The 19,033-nt window shown below is 62.2% G+C and carries 17 protein-coding genes; 14 read left to right on the top strand and 3 right to left on the bottom strand.

The genetic code is table 11. The features are described from left to right. The first annotated feature begins 41 nt into the window (after positions 1 to 41). The 5 genes from QTI04_RS23235 to QTI04_RS23215 all read left to right on the top strand — a co-directional run bounded on the left by QTI04_RS23235 (position 42) and on the right by QTI04_RS23215 (position 6,042). Positions 42 to 716, top strand: coding sequence for a cytochrome c (locus QTI04_RS23235; protein WP_286602227.1), 675 nt, complete (start codon positions 42 to 44; stop codon positions 714 to 716). 106 nt (positions 717 to 822) lie between these two features. Further along, positions 823 to 2,964, top strand: coding sequence for a cytochrome c biogenesis protein ResB (locus QTI04_RS23230; RefSeq protein ID WP_286617706.1), 2,142 nt, complete (start codon positions 823 to 825; stop codon positions 2,962 to 2,964). After that, positions 2,961 to 4,277, top strand: a complete 1,317-nt coding sequence (gene ccsB / locus QTI04_RS23225; RefSeq protein WP_286617705.1) for a c-type cytochrome biogenesis protein CcsB — start codon at positions 2,961 to 2,963, stop codon at positions 4,275 to 4,277. The genes QTI04_RS23230 and ccsB overlap by 4 nt, the downstream gene beginning before the upstream one ends. A 115-nt stretch (positions 4,278 to 4,392) precedes the next feature. Then, positions 4,393 to 5,391, top strand: coding sequence for a protein-methionine-sulfoxide reductase catalytic subunit MsrP (gene msrP, locus QTI04_RS23220; protein ID WP_286617704.1), 999 nt, complete (start codon positions 4,393 to 4,395; stop codon positions 5,389 to 5,391). A 12-nt stretch (positions 5,392 to 5,403) separates the two neighbouring features. Further along, positions 5,404 to 6,042: a sulfite oxidase heme-binding subunit YedZ gene (locus QTI04_RS23215; RefSeq protein ID WP_286617703.1), complete on the top strand. Its 639-nt coding sequence runs from the start codon at positions 5,404 to 5,406 to the stop codon at positions 6,040 to 6,042. Here QTI04_RS23215 and lysA read toward each other — a convergent pair. Both lysA and QTI04_RS23205 read right to left on the bottom strand, forming a co-directional pair. Next, a complete protein-coding gene (gene lysA / locus QTI04_RS23210) occupies positions 6,020 to 7,306 on the bottom strand; it encodes a diaminopimelate decarboxylase (protein WP_286617702.1) in 1,287 nt (428 codons plus the stop codon). The genes QTI04_RS23215 and lysA overlap by 23 nt on opposite strands. Beyond that, positions 7,303 to 7,545 (bottom strand): lipoprotein, encoded by a 243-nt coding sequence (locus tag QTI04_RS23205; protein ID WP_286617701.1) that lies wholly within the window; start codon positions 7,543 to 7,545, stop codon positions 7,303 to 7,305. The genes lysA and QTI04_RS23205 overlap by 4 nt, the downstream gene beginning before the upstream one ends. Before the next feature lie 12 nt (positions 7,546 to 7,557). On the opposite strand from QTI04_RS23205, the gene cyaY reads away from it, so the two are divergent. Next, complete coding sequence (cyaY, locus tag QTI04_RS23200; protein WP_286602217.1) at positions 7,558 to 7,890, top strand: iron donor protein CyaY; 333 nt, start codon at positions 7,558 to 7,560, stop codon at positions 7,888 to 7,890. Positions 7,891 to 7,894: 4 nt separating this feature from the next. Here the strand turns inward: cyaY and QTI04_RS23195 are convergent, their stop codons facing one another. Continuing rightward, on the bottom strand, positions 7,895 to 10,222 hold the full coding sequence (locus QTI04_RS23195) for a penicillin-binding protein 1A (RefSeq protein ID WP_286617700.1): 2,328 nt from the start codon (positions 10,220 to 10,222) through the stop codon (positions 7,895 to 7,897). A 322-nt stretch (positions 10,223 to 10,544) separates the two neighbouring features. Here QTI04_RS23195 and QTI04_RS23190 point away from each other — a divergent pair, with 322 nt between their 5' ends. The 8 genes from QTI04_RS23190 to aroB all read left to right on the top strand — a co-directional run bounded on the left by QTI04_RS23190 (position 10,545) and on the right by aroB (position 19,011). Then, a complete protein-coding gene (locus tag QTI04_RS23190) occupies positions 10,545 to 11,624 on the top strand; it encodes a pilus assembly protein PilM (protein ID WP_028249285.1) in 1,080 nt (359 codons plus the stop codon). Beyond that, a complete protein-coding gene (locus QTI04_RS23185; protein WP_286602213.1) occupies positions 11,621 to 12,241 on the top strand; it encodes a PilN domain-containing protein in 621 nt (206 codons plus the stop codon). Before QTI04_RS23190 ends, QTI04_RS23185 begins: the two co-directional genes overlap by 4 nt. Before the next feature lie 9 nt (positions 12,242 to 12,250). Then, complete coding sequence (locus QTI04_RS23180) at positions 12,251 to 12,925, top strand: type 4a pilus biogenesis protein PilO (RefSeq protein WP_286602210.1); 675 nt, start codon at positions 12,251 to 12,253, stop codon at positions 12,923 to 12,925. Beyond that, a complete protein-coding gene (locus QTI04_RS23175) occupies positions 12,922 to 13,461 on the top strand; it encodes a pilus assembly protein PilP (protein ID WP_286602209.1) in 540 nt (179 codons plus the stop codon). Before QTI04_RS23180 ends, QTI04_RS23175 begins: the two co-directional genes overlap by 4 nt. After that, positions 13,458 to 15,593: a type IV pilus secretin family protein gene (gene pilQ, locus QTI04_RS23170; protein WP_286617699.1), complete on the top strand. Its 2,136-nt coding sequence runs from the start codon at positions 13,458 to 13,460 to the stop codon at positions 15,591 to 15,593. The genes QTI04_RS23175 and pilQ overlap by 4 nt, the downstream gene beginning before the upstream one ends. 204 nt (positions 15,594 to 15,797) lie before the next feature. Next, entirely contained in the window at positions 15,798 to 17,315 is a 1,518-nt protein-coding gene (locus QTI04_RS23165) for a carboxypeptidase-like regulatory domain-containing protein (protein WP_286617698.1), read from the top strand. A gap of 2 nt (positions 17,316 to 17,317) precedes the next feature. Further along, positions 17,318 to 17,875 carry a shikimate kinase gene (locus QTI04_RS23160; RefSeq protein ID WP_286617697.1) on the top strand — a complete coding sequence of 186 codons (558 nt, stop codon included), beginning with the start codon at positions 17,318 to 17,320 and terminating at the stop codon, positions 17,873 to 17,875. A 35-nt stretch (positions 17,876 to 17,910) separates the two neighbouring features. Beyond that, positions 17,911 to 19,011 carry a 3-dehydroquinate synthase gene (gene aroB / locus QTI04_RS23155; RefSeq protein WP_286617696.1) on the top strand — a complete coding sequence of 367 codons (1,101 nt, stop codon included), beginning with the start codon at positions 17,911 to 17,913 and terminating at the stop codon, positions 19,009 to 19,011. Positions 19,012 to 19,033 lie beyond the last annotated feature (22 nt).

Genomic DNA, 19,033 nt, shown 5'->3' with positions numbered 1-19,033 from the left:
TAGAATCGCCGGGTTTTGCGCCCTAAATCTAAGCCCCCGATATGAAGTTGTTTGCCAATTTTCTGCTTGCAGCCCTGTTGGGCGTCGCCGCCAGTGCCAGCTTCGCCGCCGACGAGCATGCCGCCAAGCCGGCAGCCGAGGCGCCCCCCAAGGCGGCCAAACCCGATCCGGCCAAGGGCGAGACCATCTTCAATGCCACGCCGGCCAACAGCCAAAGCTGCGCCTCGTGCCACAACGCCGACGGCAATTCGGCCATTGCGGCAAATCCCAAGCTGGCGCAGCAGCATCCCGAATACATCCTCAAGCAGCTTCAGGACTTCAAGTCCGGCAAGCGCAAGAGCGCGATCATGAAGCCGATGGCGGCGGCCCTGTCGGACGAAGACATGCGCAACATTGCGTGGTTCGTAGGCTCCAAGAAGATCAAGACCGGTTATTCGAAGGAAAAAGACCTGGTCGCGCTGGGTGAACGCATCTTCCGCGGCGGCGTTGCGGATCGCCAGATTCCGGCCTGCGCAGGCTGCCACAGTCCAGACGGCGCCGGCATTCCGGCCCAATACCCGCGCCTCGGCGGTCAGCATGCCGATTACACGGTGGCGCAACTCGTCCAGTTCCGCGACAACATCCGCCTGAATTCGGCGCCGATGAACGGTGTGGCCGCCAAGCTCAATGACCGCGAAATCAAGGCTGTGGCCGACTACATTGCCGGCCTGCGCTGATTTGCAGCGGTTCAGCGTGAACTAACCGCCGATAACAAACCCCAAACAAGGCGGGCCGATCCAGTAAGGATGGCCCGCCTTTTTTGCTTCCCACGGTTCGCTCCTCATGTCAGTTTCCACCCACGGCCTTCGAGTCCGTCGCGGTCCCCAAGTGGTCCGCGCGGCGGTGGAGCTGTTGTCGTCGATGCGCTTCGCGATCGCGTTGCTGACGATCATCTGCATCGCATCGATCATCGGCACCGTGCTCAAGCAGCACGAGCCCATCAACAACTACATCAACCAGTTCGGGCCTTTCTGGGCCGAAGTGTTCCGCGCGGCGAAGCTCGATTCGATCTACAGCGCCTGGTGGTTCCTGCTGATCCTTGCGTTCCTCGTGATCAGCACGTCGCTGTGCATCGCCCGCAACACGCCGCGCATCCTGTCGGACCTGAAGACCTACAAGGAAGGCATCAGGGTCCAGAGCCTCAGGGCCTTCGGCCAGCGGGCCGAGACGGTGCTCGACGAGACGCCGGACACGGCCGCCAATCGCATCGGCCAGTTGCTGGCCACCGGCGGCTGGAAGGTCAAGCTCCAACACCGCGATGGCGACGGCTGGATGGTGGCGGCGCGCGCAGGCGGGGCGCACAAGCTCGGCTACATCGCCGCGCACAGCGCGATCGTGCTGGTGTGCATCGGAGGCCTGCTTGACGGCGATTTGATCGTGCGGGCGCAGACCTGGTTCAACGGCAAGAGCGTCTACACCGGCGGCGGCCTCATTGCCGATGTGCCGCCCCAGCATCGCCTTTCGCCGCGCAACCCGACCTTCCGCGGCAACATCCTGGTGCCCGAGGGCGCGCAGTCGAGCGTCGCCATCCTCAACCAGTCGGATGGGGTGCTGCTGCAGGATCTGCCTTTCTCCATCGAACTGAAGAAATTCATCGTCGACTACTACTCCACCGGCATGCCCAAGCTGTTCGCGAGCGAGGTGGTGCTTCACGATCGCGAAACGGGCAAGCAGATCCCGGCGCGCATCGAGGTGAATCACCCGGCGAGCTACAAGGGCATCGAGATCTACCAGTCGAGCTTCGACGACGGCGGCTCGAGCGTGAAGCTGAAGGCCGTGCCGATGGCTGCCGCGGCCAAGCCCTTCGAGGTCGAAGGCACGATCGGTGGCAGCTCCGAAATCACCAATGGCACCGACCGGCTTACGCTGGAGTACACCGCGCTGCGCGTGATCAACGTCGAGAACTTCGGTGAGAGCGCCGGCGGCGCGATGACGAGCGGCGCCGACGTGCGTAAGGTCGATTTGCACAACAGTCTTGAATCGCGCCTGGGTGCGGCGAACAAGACCAACAAACCGAAGGTGCTGCGCAACATCGGGCCTAGCGTCGGCTACAAGCTGCGCGATGCTGCCGGACAGGCGCGTGAGTATCAAAACTACATGGTTCCGGTCGACACTGGCGACGGACAGCCAGTCTTCCTGCTCGGCATGCGCGAACGGCCAGAGGAGCCGTTCCGCTACCTGCGCGTGCCGGCCGACGAACAGGGGTCGATGGAGACCTTCGTGCGCATGCGTGCGACGCTGGCGGATGACGACGCACGTGCGCGGGCCATCGACCGCTACATCGTGCGAGCGACCGATCCGAAGCGTCCTGAACTCGCCAACCAGCTTCGCTCCTCTGCCGCGCGCGCGCTGGCGCTGTTCGCTGGCGCCGAGCGCGCCAAGACCGATGCCGTGAGCACCGGCGGCTGGCAGGCCATCGCCGAATTCATGGAAGCCAACATTCCCGAGGGCGAGCGGGAGCGCGCCGGGGCGGTGCTGGTGCGCATCCTCAACGACGTGCTGTTCGAGGTGCTCAACGTGAGCCGCGAGAAGGCCGGTCTCGCGGCGATGCCGTCTGACGAAAAGACGCAGACCTTCCTCACCCAGGCAGTGCTGGCCATCAGCGATGCCCATTTCTATCCTGCCCCGGTGGCGTTGATGATGACGGACTTCAAGCAGGTGCAGGCCAGCGTGTTCCAGGTCGCCCGAGCCCCTGGCAAGAACATCGTTTACCTAGGGTGCCTGTTGCTGATCATCGGCATTTTTGCGATGCTGTATGTGCGCGAGCGCAGGCTGTGGGTCTGGCTGGCGAAGGACGATGCCCACCCGCGCGGCACGGCGGCCACCATGGCCTTTTCGGTCAATCGCAAGACCATGGACAGCGATCGTGAATTCGAGCACCTGAAAGAAAAGCTGCTCGCCATCAGGAAAGACACGGCGTCATGACTACCACCACCCTCACGCTCAACGACAGCTGGTTTTCGCGCCGCAACGCCTTCGACTGGATCTTCGCGGTCCTGGTGGCGGCGGGCGGATTTTTTGCGTTCTCGCGCTACGCCGGGTCAATGGACTACTACGAGAAGACCATCCTCGTGGCCGCCATTCCAGCGGCGATCTGGCTGGGTTGGTTCTGGCGGCCGCTGCGCGTGCTGGCGATCGTGGTCGCCGGCGCGGCGCTGCTGGCCATCTTTTCCTATCAGGGCGACCTGGCGCGCGCCGACTCGGTGTTCTGGCTCAAGTACTTCCTGTCGAGCCAGTCCGCAATCCTCTGGATGAGCGTGCTCTTCTTCATGAGCACCCTGTTCTACTGGATCGGCTTCTTCGGCGGCAAGCAGGGCGATACGATGGACCTGATCGGCTCGCGCCTCGCGTGGGCTGCCGTCACCATGGCGCTGATCGGCACGATGGTGCGTTGGTACGAAAGCCATCAGCTCGGCCCGGACATCGGCCACATTCCGGTCAGCAACCTCTACGAGGTGTTCGTCCTTTTCTGCTGGCTGACCGCGGCCTTCTATCTGTATTTCGAATCTCGCTACGGTACGCGTGCGCTGGGTGCGTTCGTGATGCTGGTGGTGAGCGCGGCGGTCGGTTTCCTGCTCTGGTACACGCTGGTGCGCGAAGCCCACGAAATCCAGCCGCTGGTGCCGGCGCTGCAGAGCTGGTGGATGAAGCTGCACGTGCCGGCCAATTTCATCGGCTACGGCACTTTTTCGTTGGCGGCGATGGTCGCGTTCGCCTATCTCATCAAGGAGCAGGCGAGTGAGACGCGCTGGTACAAGCTCACGCCGATCTGGCTGCTGGGCGTGGCGCTGTGTTTCGTGCCGGTGGCGTTCCGCCAGCGGGTGCAGGAGGCCGGCGGAAGCTACTGGGTGGGCTACGCGGCAATATCGGCGCTGATCGCCGCAGGCATTCTGCTGGGCCGCAAGCGCATTGCAGCACGCCTGCCGGCCAATGAAGTGCTGGATGACGTGATGTACAAGTCCATCACGGTCGGCTTCGCGTTCTTCACGATTGCCACCGTCCTTGGCGCCCTGTGGGCGGCCGATGCATGGGGTGGCTACTGGAGCTGGGATCCCAAGGAGACTTGGGCGCTGATTGTCTGGCTCAACTATGCGGCCTGGCTGCACATGCGGCTGGTGAAGGGGCTGCGCGGCACCGTGGCGGCGTGGTGGGCCCTGGGCGGGCTGGCGGTGACGACCTTTGCCTTTCTCGGCGTCAACATGTTCCTGAGTGGCTTGCACAGCTACGGCACCTTGTAGGCGTCGGCGCGCGGAATTTTCCGGATGCAGTGAACCAAAGGCGCGTTCTTCGCGTAACCGGATCATCGTTGGCAACGAACTCATCTGGGCACAGCAATTGTGGCGAAAGGCAACCATGTTGATTCAATCCCGTGACAACGGCTTCATCCACCCGCATTCGAGCGAGATCACTCCGCGGGGCGTCTACGAAGGCCGGCGCGACATGCTCAAGTGGCTGGCCGGCGGCGCGGCCGGTGCGGCCATGGCGTCATGGGCGGCCCGCGACGCACTGGCGCAAGTTGCGGCGCCGGGCAAGCTGGCGCCATTGCCGGGCGTGAAGTCGACTGTCCTTGGCGCACAGACCATGGAAAAGGTCAGCGACTACAAGGACGTGACCAGCTACAACAACTACTACGAGTTCGGTACCGACAAGGGCGACCCGGTCAAGAACGCCGGCACGCTCAAGACGAAGCCGTGGACCGTCGAGGTCGAAGGCCTCGTCAAGAAGCCCGGCAAATACGGCATCGAGGATCTGATCAAGCTCAGCGCACAGGAAGAACGCATCTACCGGCTGCGCTGCGTCGAAGGCTGGTCAATGGTCATTCCGTGGGTAGGCTATTCGCTGGCCGAGCTCATCAAGAAGGTCGAGCCGCAGGGCAATGCCAAGTACGTCGAGTTCATCACCCTCGCGGATCCCAAGACCATGCCCTTCGTCGGTTCGCGCATCCTCGACTGGCCCTATGCCGAGGGGCTGCGCATGGACGAGGCGATGCATCCGCTCACGCTGCTGACCTTCGGCATGTATGGCGAGGTGCTGCCCAACCAGAACGGCGCGCCGGTACGCATCGTGGTGCCATGGAAGTACGGCTTCAAGAGTGGCAAGTCGATCGTCAAGATCCGCTTCGTTGAAAAGGAACCCGGCACCGCCTGGAACAAGGCCGCGGCACAGGAATACGGCTTCTATTCCAACGTGAACCCGAACGTGGACCATCCGCGCTGGAGCCAGGCGACCGAGCGCCGCATCGGCGATGGCGGCGGGCTGTTCGCCAAGCGAACCAAGACGCAGATGTTCAACGGCTACGAAGCGCAGGTCGGCCAGCTCTACGCGGGCATGGACCTGAAGAAGTTCTACTGAGCCGGGCCTGTCGTGAACAAGCTCCTGATGCATCCGGCGGCCAAGCCGCTGGTGTTCGTGCTGTGCCTGCTGCCCTTCGCGTGGCTGTTCTACGGTGCACTCACCAACGGGCTGGGCGCCAATCCGGCGGAGCACCTGATCCGCTCGATGGGCGACTGGACGCTTCGATTCATCTGCATCGTGCTGACTGTCACGCCGCTGCGGGTGATCACCAAGTTGAATTCGCTGGCGCGCTTCCGGCGGATGCTGGGCTTGTTCGCATACTTCTATGTCGTCGTGCACCTGCTGAGCTACAGCTGGTTCGACATGGGTTTCGACGTACCCGAGATCGCGAAGGACATCGCCAAGCGACCATTCATCCTGGTGGGGTTCTCTGCCTTTGTGCTGCTTACGCCGCTGGCCGCGACCTCGTTCAACCGGGCCATCAAGGCGTTGGGGGCCAAGCGGTGGCAGACGCTCCACAAGCTGGTGTATGTCATCGCCGGGCTCGGCCTGTTGCACTTCTTCTGGATGCGCGCCGGCAAGAACAACTTCTCCGAAGTGTTTGTTTACGCCACGATCATCGCAGTGCTCCTCGGGTGGCGTGTATGGAACTACGCCAGCAAGAAGCCGCGACCCAGTGGCGCGCTCAGTCGGCCAGCCGCTCGCTGAGCAACTGGTCGTCGATGGTCTCGCGGCGACGAATCAGGGTGGCGCGTCCGCCGCTGACCAACACTTCGGGCGCACGCCCGCGAGTGTTGTAGTTGCTGGCCATCGCCATGCAATAGGCGCCTGCGGAAAGCACCGCGAGGAGGTCGCCCGATTGCACCTTCAATGCGCGGTCGCGGCCGATCCAGTCACCGCTTTCGCAAACGGGGCCCACGACATCGTAGGTGACGACATGGGCGTCGGCGCGTTCCGCTGCCACCGGGACAATCTGGTGAAAGGCCTGGTACATCGCCGGTCGAGGCAGGTCGTTCATCCCCGCATCGACGATGCAGAAGTTCTTGTCTTCGCCAGGCTTCGTGTAGAGCACCTCGGTCACGCACACACCCGCGTTGCCGACCAGCGAACGTCCGGGTTCGACGATCAACCGGCGCTGGCCGAAGCCTCGCGCGTCGAGGCGGGCAAGAAGCTGGTGCCAGAGCGCATCGGCAGCGGGCGGCGTGTCGCCGTTGTAGTCGATGCCGAGTCCGCCCCCGAAGTCCAGGTGGTGCAGCGCAATGCCCGTCTTCTCGATGGCTTCGACGAGGTCGAGCACGCGCTCCAGCGCCTCCAGATAGGGCGAGGCGTCGGTGATCTGCGAGCCGATGTGGCAGTCGATGCCGACCACCTTCAAGCCCTTCAGCGACGCGGCGTGCTGATAGATCGCGACCGCGCGGTCATGGGCAATGCCGAACTTGTTGCCCTTCAGGCCGGTCGAGATGTAGGGATGCGTCTTAGGATCGACGTTGGGATTGATGCGCACGCTGATCGACGCGATGCGGCCTTCCTGGAGCGCAACTTCGTTGAGCACGTCGATTTCGGCTTCGCTTTCCACGTTGAAGCATCCGATGCCCGCTGCAAGGGCCTGGCGCATCTCGCCGCGCGTCTTGCCGACGCCGGAGAAGATCACCATGGCCGGGTTCGCGCCCGCTGCCAGCACGCGCGCGAGTTCACCGCCGGAGACGATGTCGAAGCCGCAGCCGGCTTCGGCGAAGACGCGCAGGACACCGAGCGACGAGTTCGCCTTGATCGCATAGCAAACCATGGCGTCGCGACCCTCGAACCCGCGCTGGTAGGCGGCCAGGGCATCGAGCATCCATTGCCTGGAGTAAACGAAGAGGGGAGTGCCGTGCTCGCGAGCGAGTGCGGAGAGCGCCTGGCCTTCGACATGCAGGACGCCGTCCTTGCGTGCGACGTGCGGGTGGCCTGGGAGGTGCGCGGGAGTGTTCATTCCACATTCCCCTTCTTGGCCGGGGCGCCGCTGGCTGGCGCGGGGGCCTCTGCGGGCTTGGCCGCCGCGTCCGGTGCGGAAGATGAGCCTGGCAGCAGCAATTCCGGCAGCGTCGCGCGGTTTTTTGCGGCAGCTTCCGTCGGGAGGTAAAGCGCACCTCTCTGGCCGCAGGCGGTCAGGCCGACCCCAACGAGCGCGAGGCCTACGGCGCTCACTAGAATTTGGCGAACATTCAACATGGCGAAATTGTAATGACCGACCCCGAGTACATGGACCGCGCGGAAGCAGCGCTTGCGGCGATCGAGCGAAGCTGCGATCGCATCAACGACGAGACCGACGTCGATATCGACAACCAGCGTGTGGGCGGCATGATCACGATCACCTTCGGCAACGGCAGCCAGTTGATCGTCAATCTCCAAAAACCGTTGCAGGAAATCTGGCTGGCGGCTCGTTCTGGCGGTTATCACTACCGCCACGACGGCCGTGCCTGGGTCGACACCAAGACGAACGAGGAATTCTTCGGCAATCTGTCGCGCGAAGCGACGCTGCAAGCCGGCCAGGCGCTCGAGTTCGCGGCTGCCTGACCGATCAATTGCGGAAGAGATCGAGGATGCGGTTGCGCTCTTCCGGCGCGGGCGCAGCGCCGATGGGGGCGCCCGAGATCGCCTCAGCCGGCGGCGTCGGCCCGGTCTCTACGCCCAGCGCCGCGACGCCGCGGCCCGGTGCATAGTCGTCGTAGTACCACTCGCCGCCGACGTTGACCACGCCGGAAGGCGCGGGAACCTCGGCCACGGGAACGCCCTTGATGGCCGTCTCCATGTAGGTGATCCAGATCGGCAGGCTCAGGCCGCCGCCCGTTTCGCGATCGCCGAGCTTGCGCGGCGTGTCGTAGCCCATCCATGCCACGGCCGTCATGGTCGGCTGGAATCCGGCGAACCAGGCGTCCAGCGAATCGTTGGTGGTGCCGGTCTTGCCGTAGATGTCGGTGCGCTTGAGCGTGGCCTGTGCCTTGGCCGCGGTGCCGCCGCTCGCCACGGATTGCAGCAAGCTGTCCATGATGTACGCGTTGCGTTGCGGGATCGCACGCAGGGTTTCGTTGAGCAGTGGCGGCTGCTTGTCGACCAGGACCTTGTCCTTGTGGTCGGTCACGCGAGTTACGAGGTAAGGATTGACGCGGTAGCCGCCATTGGCGAACACCGAATACGCGGTCGCCATCTGCATCGGCGTGACGGAACCTGCGCCCAGTGCCATCGGCAGGTAGGCCGGATGCTTTTCACGTTCGAAGCCGAAATTGGTAATCCAGTCCTGTGCGTAGCGCGTGCCGATCGACTGCAGGATCCGGATCGAAATCATGTTCTTCGATTTCATCAGCGCGCGGCGCATGGACATCGGTCCCTCGAAATTGCCGTCGTAGTTCTTCGGCTCCCAGGGCTGGCCACCGGTCGTCCCCGCGTCGAAGAACAGGGGCGCGTCGTTGATCACCGTGCCGGGGGTGAAGCCCTTTTCGAGCGCGGCCGAATAGATGAACGGCTTGAAGCTGGATCCCGGCTGGCGCCATGCCTGCGTGACGTGGTTGAACTTGTTCTTGTCGAAGTCGAAGCCGCCGATCATGGCTTTCACGGCGCCGTCGCGCGGATCCATGGCGACGAAGGCGCCTTCCACCTCGGGGAGCTGGGTGATTTCCCATGCGCCCTTCGGTGTCTTGGCGACCCGGATCACCGCGCCGCGGCGAATCTTGATGTTGGGCGGTGCCTTGTCCGACAGCCCAGATTGGGCAGGCTTGAGGCCGTCGCCGACGATCTGCAGGGTGTCGCCATTGCCGCGCACCGCAGTGATCTCCTTGGTGTTGGCCTTCAACACCACCGCCGACATCACATCGCCGTTGTCCGGATGGTCGGCCAGCGCGTCATCAACTGCTTCGTCGAGTTCCTTCGGGTTGTTGGGCAGGTCGACGAACTTCTCGGGGCCGCGATAGATCTGGCGGCGCTCGTAGTCCATGATGCCCTTGCGCAGGGCCCGGTACGCCGCGGCCTGATCGGCAGCGACAAGCGTGGTGTAGACCTTGAGTCCGCGCGTGTAGGTGCTGTCGCCGTACTGCGCATACATCAGCTGCCGCACGGTCTCGGCGACGTATTCGGCGTGCAGGCGAGTCGGGTCCGCCGCGTCCCGCAGGTGCAGCTCTTCCTTCTTGGCTTCAGCCGCCTGGTCGGCCGTGATGAATCCGGCTTCCTGCATACGGTCGATCACATACAACTGACGCCCGCGTGCGCGTGCTGGGTTGTTGACCGGGTTGTTGGCTCCGGGCGCCTTCGGCAATCCGGCCAGCATGGCCGCCTGCGCGATCGTGATGTCCGACAACGGCTTGCCGAAATAGGCCTCCGATGCCGCCGCAAACCCGTAAGCGCGATTGCCCAGGTAAATCTGGTTCAGATAGATCTCGAGGATCTGGTCCTTGGTGAGCAGATGCTCCAGCTTGAAGGTCAGCAGAACCTCATAGATCTTGCGGGTCAGTGTTTTTTCGGAGCTTAGATACACATTCCGCGCCACCTGCATCGTGATGGTCGAGGCCCCCTGGCTCTTGACCCGATTCATGTTCGCGAGGCCGGCGCGCAGCATGCCCTTGTAGTCGACGCCACCATGGTCGTAGAAGCGGGTGTCCTCGGCAGCCAGGACGGCATCTTTCATCACCTTCGGGATGGTCGAGATGGGCGTCAGATTGCGGCGCTCTTCGCCGAATTCACCGATCAAGATGCCTTCGGAGGAAAAAACACGCAGTGGCAACTTAGGGCGGTAATCCGAAAGTTCGGATATGTCGGGCAAGTTCGGATAGGCGACCGCCAGGGCAACGGCGATCACACAGATCACGGCAACAGCGCCCGCCGCGGCGATCCCCAGAGCCCACAATACGATGCGCATCAGCCAGGTCAACCAGGTTGAGCGTTTGGGCTTGGAAGAGGGGGCCTTGGATGGCCCTTTGGGTCGAGTTGTTTCGGGCATTGAGGCTGTTGAAGTCAGCGAGCATTATAAAAACGTGGCTCTCCAAGACGGTCCGTCCGTAGCAGTTAGGACCCAAGTACTCTTATTTGTGACGTAAGTTGCAGATCGGAACCGTTACGTCGACTTTTGACAACGATTGACGCTGCACTGGGGATTCGCCGCTTGGTTGGCGTTGTCCCTTGCTGCTAGCATGCAACCACTCGCAATTTTTTCCAATCGTTACAAACGGATGGGATCTAACTTGACTGCTCTGGGATCGTTGTTTCGCCGTCAGCCCGCGCCACTGCTCGGGTTAGACGTCAGTTCGTCCAGCGTCAAGCTGGTCGAACTCGGCCGTGACGCGAGCGGCAAGTTGGTACTCGAGCGATGTGCGATCGAGCCGCTCGAGCGCGGTTGGATCACGGACGGCAACGTGGAAAAGTTCGACGAAGTCGCCGAAGCCGTCCGCCGCGTCGTCCGCAAGAGTGGCACACGGACCAAGAACGTCGCACTGGCCTTGCCGCCATCCGCCGTCATTACCAAGAAGATTGTCCTGCCGGGTGGCATGAGCGAGCAGGAACTCGAAATTCAGGTCGAGTCCGAAGCCAATCAATACATCCCCTTTTCGCTCGACGAAGTCAGCCTCGATTTCTGCGTCATCGGCCAAAGCGCCAATTCGGCAGGCGACGTCGAAGTGCTGATTGCAGCATCCCGCAAGGAAAAGGTTCAGGACCGCCAGGGTTTGGCCGAGGCGTCCGGTCTGAAGGCTGTGATTCTGGATGTGGAGTCCTACGCTTCGCGCCTTGCGACGGCCCGCTTGATCGAGCAGCTTCCAGGCCAGGGCCGCGATGCGGTGGTTGCACTGTTCGAAGTGGGTGCCTTCACGACCAGCATGCAGGTTCTGCGGAACCAGGAAGTGCTCTACGACCGTGACCAGGCTTTCGGCGGTGCTCAGCTCACGCAGCTCATCGTTCGGCAATATGGTTTCTCTGCTGAGGAGGCCGAAGCCAAGAAGCGGAGCGGGGAATTGCCTGACGACTATGGATCGGGTGTCCTCAAGCCTTTCGTGGCGAGCATCGCGCAGGAAATCGCGAGGGCGCTTCAGTTCTTCTTTACCAGTACGCCGCACAATCGCGTCGACTACGTTTTGCTGGCAGGGGGCTCGGCAGCACTGCCAGGCCTGACGAGCGCAGTCACGCGCCAGACTTCCTTTGCCTGCTCACTCGTGAATCCGTTCGATGGAATGGAAATCGGCAGCGGAATCCGTGAGAAGAAGGTACGACGCGAAGCGCCGTCCTATCTGACATCGTGCGGCCTCGCGATGCGGAGGTTTCTGCAGTGATCTTGATCAACCTGCTCCCGCACCGGGAGGCTGCGCGCAAGCGCCGGCGCGAGTCCTTCTACGCCACGCTGGGACTGTCCGCAGTACTGGGTGGTGTCATCGCCGGACTGGCATTTCTCTGGTACCAGGCCCAGATTTCCGGCCAGCAGTCGAAGAACGGCCTGTTGCAGTCCGCGATCACCAAGCTAGAAGCGGAAATCAAGGAAATCTCGACCCTGCAGGCCGAAATTGCCGCCTTGAGAGCCAGGCAACAAGCCGTCGAGGACCTGCAGGGCGACCGCAATATGCCCGTCCATTTGCTCAATGAACTCGTTCGGCAGTTGCCCGACGGGGTCTACCTGACAAGCATGAAGCAGGACAACCAGGCCGTCACGCTGCAAGGCATGGCCCAATCCAACGAGCGCGTGTCCGAGCTGCTTCGCAATCTTGGCAACAACAGCCCGTGGCTGGTCAAGCCGGAACTCATTGAAATCACGTCGGGCAATGTCAGCCTGAGCCCGCGCGATCAGCGTCGCGTCGCGAACTTCACGATGCGCATCGGCCTCAAGCGACCCACCGAGGCACAGAAAGCCGCCGCACCAGCGGGCAAGGCTGCGGCGCCTGCACCCAAAGGATAGGCGTTCATCATGGCAACAAAACGCTCATCCCCGAAGATCGATCTCGCGACCGCCATGCGGCGCTTCGGTCAGCAGTTCCAGGGCCTCAATCCGAACGATCCCTCGGTCTGGCCGGCAGTTCCGCGATACGCCTTATGCGTCGCAGTCGCGGCGATGGTGCTGGTGGCCTTGTGGTTCGTGTGGCTCACCAATTCGAACGACGAACTCGAAGCCGAGCGCGCCAAGGAAGTCACGCTCAGGGCGGACTACCAGAAGAAGGTCGCGCAGGCCGCCAATCTCGAGTTGCTGAAGAAGCAGCGCGAGCAGGTCCAGCAATACGTCACGCTCCTCGAAAAGCAGCTGCCGAGCAAGGCGGAAATGGATGCCCTGCTTTCGGACATCAACCAGGCGGGCCTCGGGCGCAGCCTGCAGTTCGAGTTGTTCCGCCCAGGCCAGATTTCGGTCAAGGATTACTACGCCGAACTGCCAATCGCCGTGCGCGTGACGGGTCGCTATCACGACATGGGCGCCTTTGCCGCTGACGTTGCAAACCTTTCCCGCATCGTGACCTTGAACAACCTGTCCGTCACGCCGCAGAAGGATGGAGGCCTGGTCATGGACGCGACGGCCCGGACCTATCGTTATCTGGATGAGGAAGAGCAAGCCATGCAGAAACGAGCTGCCGCGGAGGCAAAGAAGAAATGAGATCGCTCCGTTTTCTCTGGCTTGGCGTGGCCGCGGTCAGCCTGAGCGGCTGCTTCGGCTCCGAGCAGGAGGATCTTCAGCGCTGGATGGACAACGAGCGGGCGCAGGTTCGCCCGACGGTGCCGCCCATCACCGAGCCGAAGAAATTCACGCCCCAGGCTTACACGGAAGGCGCGGTCATCGAGCCTTTCAACATGCAGAAGTTGACGCAGGCACTGCGCCGTGACTCGAGCCAGCCCAGCACCTCTGGTCTGATTGCACCGGAACTCACGCGTCGCAAAGAGGCCCTGGAGGCCTTCCCGCTCGATTCGATGGCGATGGTGGGCAGCCTGAACCGAAACGGACAGCCGGTCGCGCTGATCAGTGTCGACAAGCTGCTCTATCAGGTTCGGATGGGCAACTATCTGGGACTCAACTACGGGCGCATTACCCGTATCAGTGAAACCGAACTCGCCTTGCGTGAAATCGTGCAGGACGCCGCCGGTGAATGGATTGAACGCGTGGCGACTCTGCAGTTGCAAGAGAGGACGAAATGAATCAACAAAAATCAATGTTCGCACGCTGGCTGCGCGTTGCCGGTGCGGCTGTCCTCGCGTTGAGCGCGGCGGCCGCCGCTCATGCGCAGAATGCCATCGAATCGGTCACGAGCTCGATGCAATCGGGCGCCGAGGTCATTCGGATCGACTTCACCCAGCCCCTCACGGCGCCGCCGGCGGGCTTTGCCATTCAATCGCCGGCGCGCGTTGCCCTCGATTTCCCCGGTGTGACGAACGCGATCGGCCGGTCGGCGATCGAGGTCAACCAAGGCAATCTGCGTTCGGTGAACGTCGTTCAGGCTGGCGAACGGACGCGCCTGGTGCTGAACCTCAAGCAAGCCACTGCGTACAAGACAGAGATCCAGGGCAAGTCCCTTCTGGTCTCGCTGGAACCTGTGCCGGGTGCCGCCCTGGTCGCTTCGATGCCCTCCGCGTTCGCGGAGAACCGGAACCGTGACACCTTGCCGTTGCGCGACGTCGATTTCCGCCTGGGTTCGGACAACACCGGCCGCGTGATTGTCGATCTGGCTAACAACCAAGTGGGCGTCGACATCCGCCAGCAAGGCAAGAACCTCGTGGTCGAGTTCACGAAATCGACCTTGCCGGAAGGCCTGCGCCGCCGGCTCGACGTTTCGGATTTCGGCACGCCCGTTCAACTCGTGACGACGCAGCAAGTGGGTGACCGCGTGCGGATGACCATCGAGCCCAAGGGAGACTGGGAGCACAGCGCCTATCAGAGCGAAAACCAGTTCGTCGTTGAAGTCCGCCCCCGCAAGGTCGACCCGACCAAGCTGACGCAGGGCGTTGGCTACACGGGTGAAAAGCTCTCGCTGAACTTCCAGAACATCGAAATCCGTTCGCTACTTCAGGTGATTGCCGACTTCACGAACTTCAACATCGTGACATCCGATTCCGTGACCGGAGCGCTCACGCTTCGGCTGAAAGATGTGCCCTGGGATCAGGCGCTGGACATCATCATGCAGGCGAAAAACCTGGGCATGCGCAAGAACGGCAGCGTTCTGTGGATCGCGCCCAAGGACGAAATCAATGCCAAGGAAAAGCTGGAGTTCGAGGCGCAGGCCGCCATCCAGAACCTGGAGCCGCTTCGCACCCAGTCGTTCCAGCTCAACTACACCAAGGCGGTTGCGATTGCCGCGGGCCTGACGGGTACCGGCGCAGGCGCGGGCAGCGGTGGCGGTGCAGGCACGGCCTCTCGCATCCTGAGCCCCCGCGGTAGCGTGATCGCCGAGTCCCGAACCAATCAGCTCTTCGTTTCGGACATCCCGTCGCGTCTGACCCAGGTGGCTGAATTGATCCAGAAACTGGACGTTCCGGTGCGCCAGGTGCTGATCGAGGCTCGCATCGTCGAAGCGTCGGACACCTTCGGCAAGTCGCTGGGCGTCAAACTGGGCGGGGGCATTATCAATACGAATGGCACGATTGGTGCGAACCCGATCGTGACGCCGAATCCGGTTGTCAACGGCGTTTTCGCCAACCAGCCCACTGCGACCACGGTCTTCACGGGTTCCAACTTCGTGAACCTGCCCTCCACCGGCGTCGCGGGGAACGGCAATTCGCCGGGCACCTTTGCTATTTCACTTTTCAATTCGAGCCTGTCGAGAATTCTCAACCTAGAAATCTCGGCGCTGGAGGCTGACGGCAAGGGCAAGGTGGTCTCGAGTCCACGCGTGGTCACGGCCGATCAGACGAAGGCGCTGATCGAGCAGGGCACTGAACTCCCTTATCAGGTCGCGACCTCGAGCGGCGCCACCTCCATTGCCTTCCGCAAGGCGAATCTCAAGCTCGAAGTGACCCCTCAGATCACCCCCGAGGGCAACATCATTCTGACGCTGGACGTCAACAAGGACACGGTGGGTCAAGCCACGACGGCCGGCTTTGCCATCAATACGAAGCACGTCCAAACGGAAGTGCTGGTTGAAAACGGCGGCACGGTCGTCATCGGCGGGATCTTCGAATTGACTGAAGCAGTCGATGAGTCGCGCATTCCGGTACTCGGAGAGGTCCCCTATTTGGGCGGACTTTTCCGGACGCGGAATCGCACGGCGAACAAGACGGAAATGCTTGTCTTCATCACGCCGAAGATGATCACCGACCGCAACGCGGCCCGATAAATGAACAAGAATGTTTTTAGGTTAAAAATGGGAAACTCATTGAGCGTGAAGAAATCTGCGTTGGTTGCAACGATCATGGCTGCCATCGTGACAGCGTGTGGCGGTGGCGGCAGTCCGGGGCTTCCCCCGGCGGCCCCGGCCAGTGGAGGTGACACAGGAACTACGCCGGCCCCAGCGCCAGTGCCCGCGCCAGCGGCGGCGGACATGATTGTCACGGTCGACAAATCTGCGCTGACGAACACTGGCAGTGACCAAGCCTCGCTCAACGTTGTAGCTGTCGATGCGTCGCGCAACGTTGTCGCCTCGGTCCCCGTCGCGGTGACCGTCGATAGCAATGCAGTGTTCACACCAGCATCTGGGTCGACCACCGCCCCTGACGGCACCTTTGGCGGAAAGATCGGCATTGGCGCCGACAAGTCCAATCGGCTCATTCACTACTCGGTGAAGTCGGGCACGCTGACCAAGACAGGTGCGATCAGCGTTGCGGGCAGTGCGATCCAGTTGAATGCAGTACCACAGAAGCCACTGCCCGGCGCAAGCGTGACTTTGACGGTCACTGTCAAGGATGCATCCAATGCGGGTGTCGCCGGAGCGACGGTGACGGCGAGTGGCATTCCCGGACAGTCGTTCGCGGCCACCCAGACCAGTTCGAACGGCGCCGTTACCTACACATTCCCGGCTCCCAGCACCGTCGGGCTTTATACGATTGCCGTGGAAAGTTTGGGAGTTACCAGTACTTACCCATTGCAGGTGTCGTCAGGAGCACAAGTCCCGAACGCCGTCGGGCCCGTGTCCGGCGCAAGTGCACTCGCCAATCCAGTCGTGGTGGCGTCCAATGCCAGCGGTAGCACCGCCAACCGGTCGGAAATCCGCGCTCTGTTCTTCGCCGCCAACAACACGCCGATTCCGAATATGCGCGTGCGGTTCTCTGTGGCGAGCACTGCGCTGCCCGGCGAATCGCTTTCGACGGGCTCGGACTTGGTCTACAGCGACGCCACCGGGGTGGCCACGACGAGCTATGTGGCTTCGACCACATCCAGCCCCACCAATGGGGTGGCCATCAAGGCGTGTTACGACGTGACTGACTTTGCCGCAGGCACTTGCCCGAACGAGGTGCAGACGTCGCTGACGGTGACGGCTAGCCCTGTCTCGCTGACGATCGGGTCCGGCAACGAAATCACGAAATCCCCGAGCAAAATTTCATACATCAAGCAATTCGAGATTCAGGTCGTTGACTCGGCCGGTCAGGCCAAGGATGGCGTTCCCCTGTCCGCCGTCGTCGACATCGACGGGTACTGGAAGGGTGCCACGCCGCCGGCGCCCCCGACCTTGCTCACGAACGACTTCCCGGGCTACAAATGGTGCTACAACGAAGACCAGCCACAGCTTCGTAACGGCGTCTTGGACGCCGGTGAGGACACTAACAAGGACGGCCAGCTCACGCCCCGACAAGCTGACGCGGCGATCAGCTTCGTCAATGGCAACCTGACCCAAAACGGTGGCCTGGCGCAGGTTCAACTGACCTACCCGCAAAACGTTGCGACGTGGTTGCGCGTGAAGATCCGGGTCACAGCGGGGGTGTCGGGCAGCGAAGGCGCTGCGACGTACACTTATATCCTTCGCGCTGCACAGGAAGATGTGGCCAACGGGTCGTTCAATATCCCGCCTTACGGGAGCGACACCGGTACCGGTCCCAATCAAGGTTGCAACACTCCGCTCTAAGAATGACTTCAGGCAAGCCGATCATCCTGATCGGCTTGCCGGGTTCGGGTAAATCGAGCATCGGTCGTCGACTCGGCCGTGAGCTCGATTTGCCGTTTCTGGATTCCGACACGGTGATCGAGGAACGCATCGCTTGCTCAATACGTGACTACTTTGAGCGTGAAGGCGAGGTGAGTTTTCGCGACATCGAGCAGTCGGTGATCAGCGAACTCGTCGCCACGCATTGTGGTGTGTTGGCCACCGGCGGCGGCGCTATATTGAGGGATATCAATCGTCGCACGCTGCGCGAAGGCGGACATGTCGTCTATCTTCGCTCTTCCCCAGAAGATTTATTCCGCCGCTTGCGGCACGACGTAAAGCGACCGCTCTTGCAGGTGGACGATCCCCTGGGCCGATTGCGCCAACTCTATGACGTGCGCGATCCGCTTTACCGCGAGACCGCTCACGAAGTGATCGATACCGGACGACCCACATTGGTGATGTCCGTCAATCTCGTTGTGGCGCAACTCGAGTTGGCGGGAATCATCCCTTCATCGCCGCAGGCTAGACCTCCCGAGTAGCCGGCGGGGGCGGGCATGCGCCTAAACTCGCAGCCATGCCATTGATGATTTCCCATGAGCGTGTCGAGATCGAACTCGGCGATCGCAGCTACCCCATTCTGATTGGCAGCGGTTTGCTCAACGATCCGATGTCCTTCGCCAAAGTGCCCGACAGCGCAAGCGCGTTGATCGTGACCAACACGACTGTCGCGCCCTTGTACGCCGCAACACTGAGCAAAGTGATTTCTAGTCGGTTCCGGTCGGTCCGCTTGCTCGAACTCCCCGACGGCGAGGCGCACAAGGACTGGCAAACGCTCAACCTGATCTTCGACGCGCTGCTGAGTCACGGCTGCGACCGCAAAACTGTGCTCTTTGCGCTCGGCGGTGGCGTCGTGGGCGACATGACCGGCTTTGCGGCCGCCAGCTACATGCGAGGCGTGCCCTTCGTCCAGGTGCCGACCACCTTGCTGGCGCAGGTTGATTCTTCAGTGGGAGGCAAGACTGCCATCAACCATCCGTTGGGGAAAAACATGATCGGCGCGTTCTATCAGCCGCAACTCGTGCTGTGTGACCTGGCGACGCTGAACACCTTGCCGCCGCGGGAACTCAGCGCCGGATTGGCCGAAATCATCAAGTACGGGCCGATCTACGACATGGATTTCCTGGCGTGGATCGAGACAAATATCGATGCCCTGGTGGCGCGGGAGCCTGCCGCGCTGGCGCATGCCGTCAAGCGCAGTTGCGAGATCAAGGCGGCCGTCGTTGGCCAGGACGAACGGGAAACGGGTCTGCGCGCAATTCTCAATTTCGGCCATACCTTCGGTCACGCGATCGAATCGGGGCTTGGCTATGGTGAGTGGCTGCACGGCGAGGCGGTGGGTTGCGGCATGGTCATGGCCGCGCATTTGTCGGAGCGGCTCGGCGGCATCGACGCTGCCTTCGTGCAGCGACTCACGGCGCTGATCCAGCGCGCCGGCCTTCCCGTCGTGGCGCCTGCGCTTGGTGTCGAGCGCTATCTGGAACTGATGCGCATCGACAAGAAGTCGGAAGCTGGGGAGATCCGTTTTGTCGTGCTGGACAAGCCCGGTTCAGCCATCATGCGTGGCGCTCCCGATGCGATGGTGCGCGAGGTGCTTGCGCAATGCTGCGCCGCCTGAATTCTCGGCTGGGCTGCGCAGC

Source organism: Variovorax sp. J22R115 (genome assembly GCF_030317005.1).
Classification (GTDB): Bacteria; Pseudomonadota; Gammaproteobacteria; order Burkholderiales; family Burkholderiaceae_C; genus Variovorax.
The sequence above is the reverse complement of the archived record's forward strand: the minus strand, read 5'-3'. Positions and strand labels throughout refer to the sequence as shown.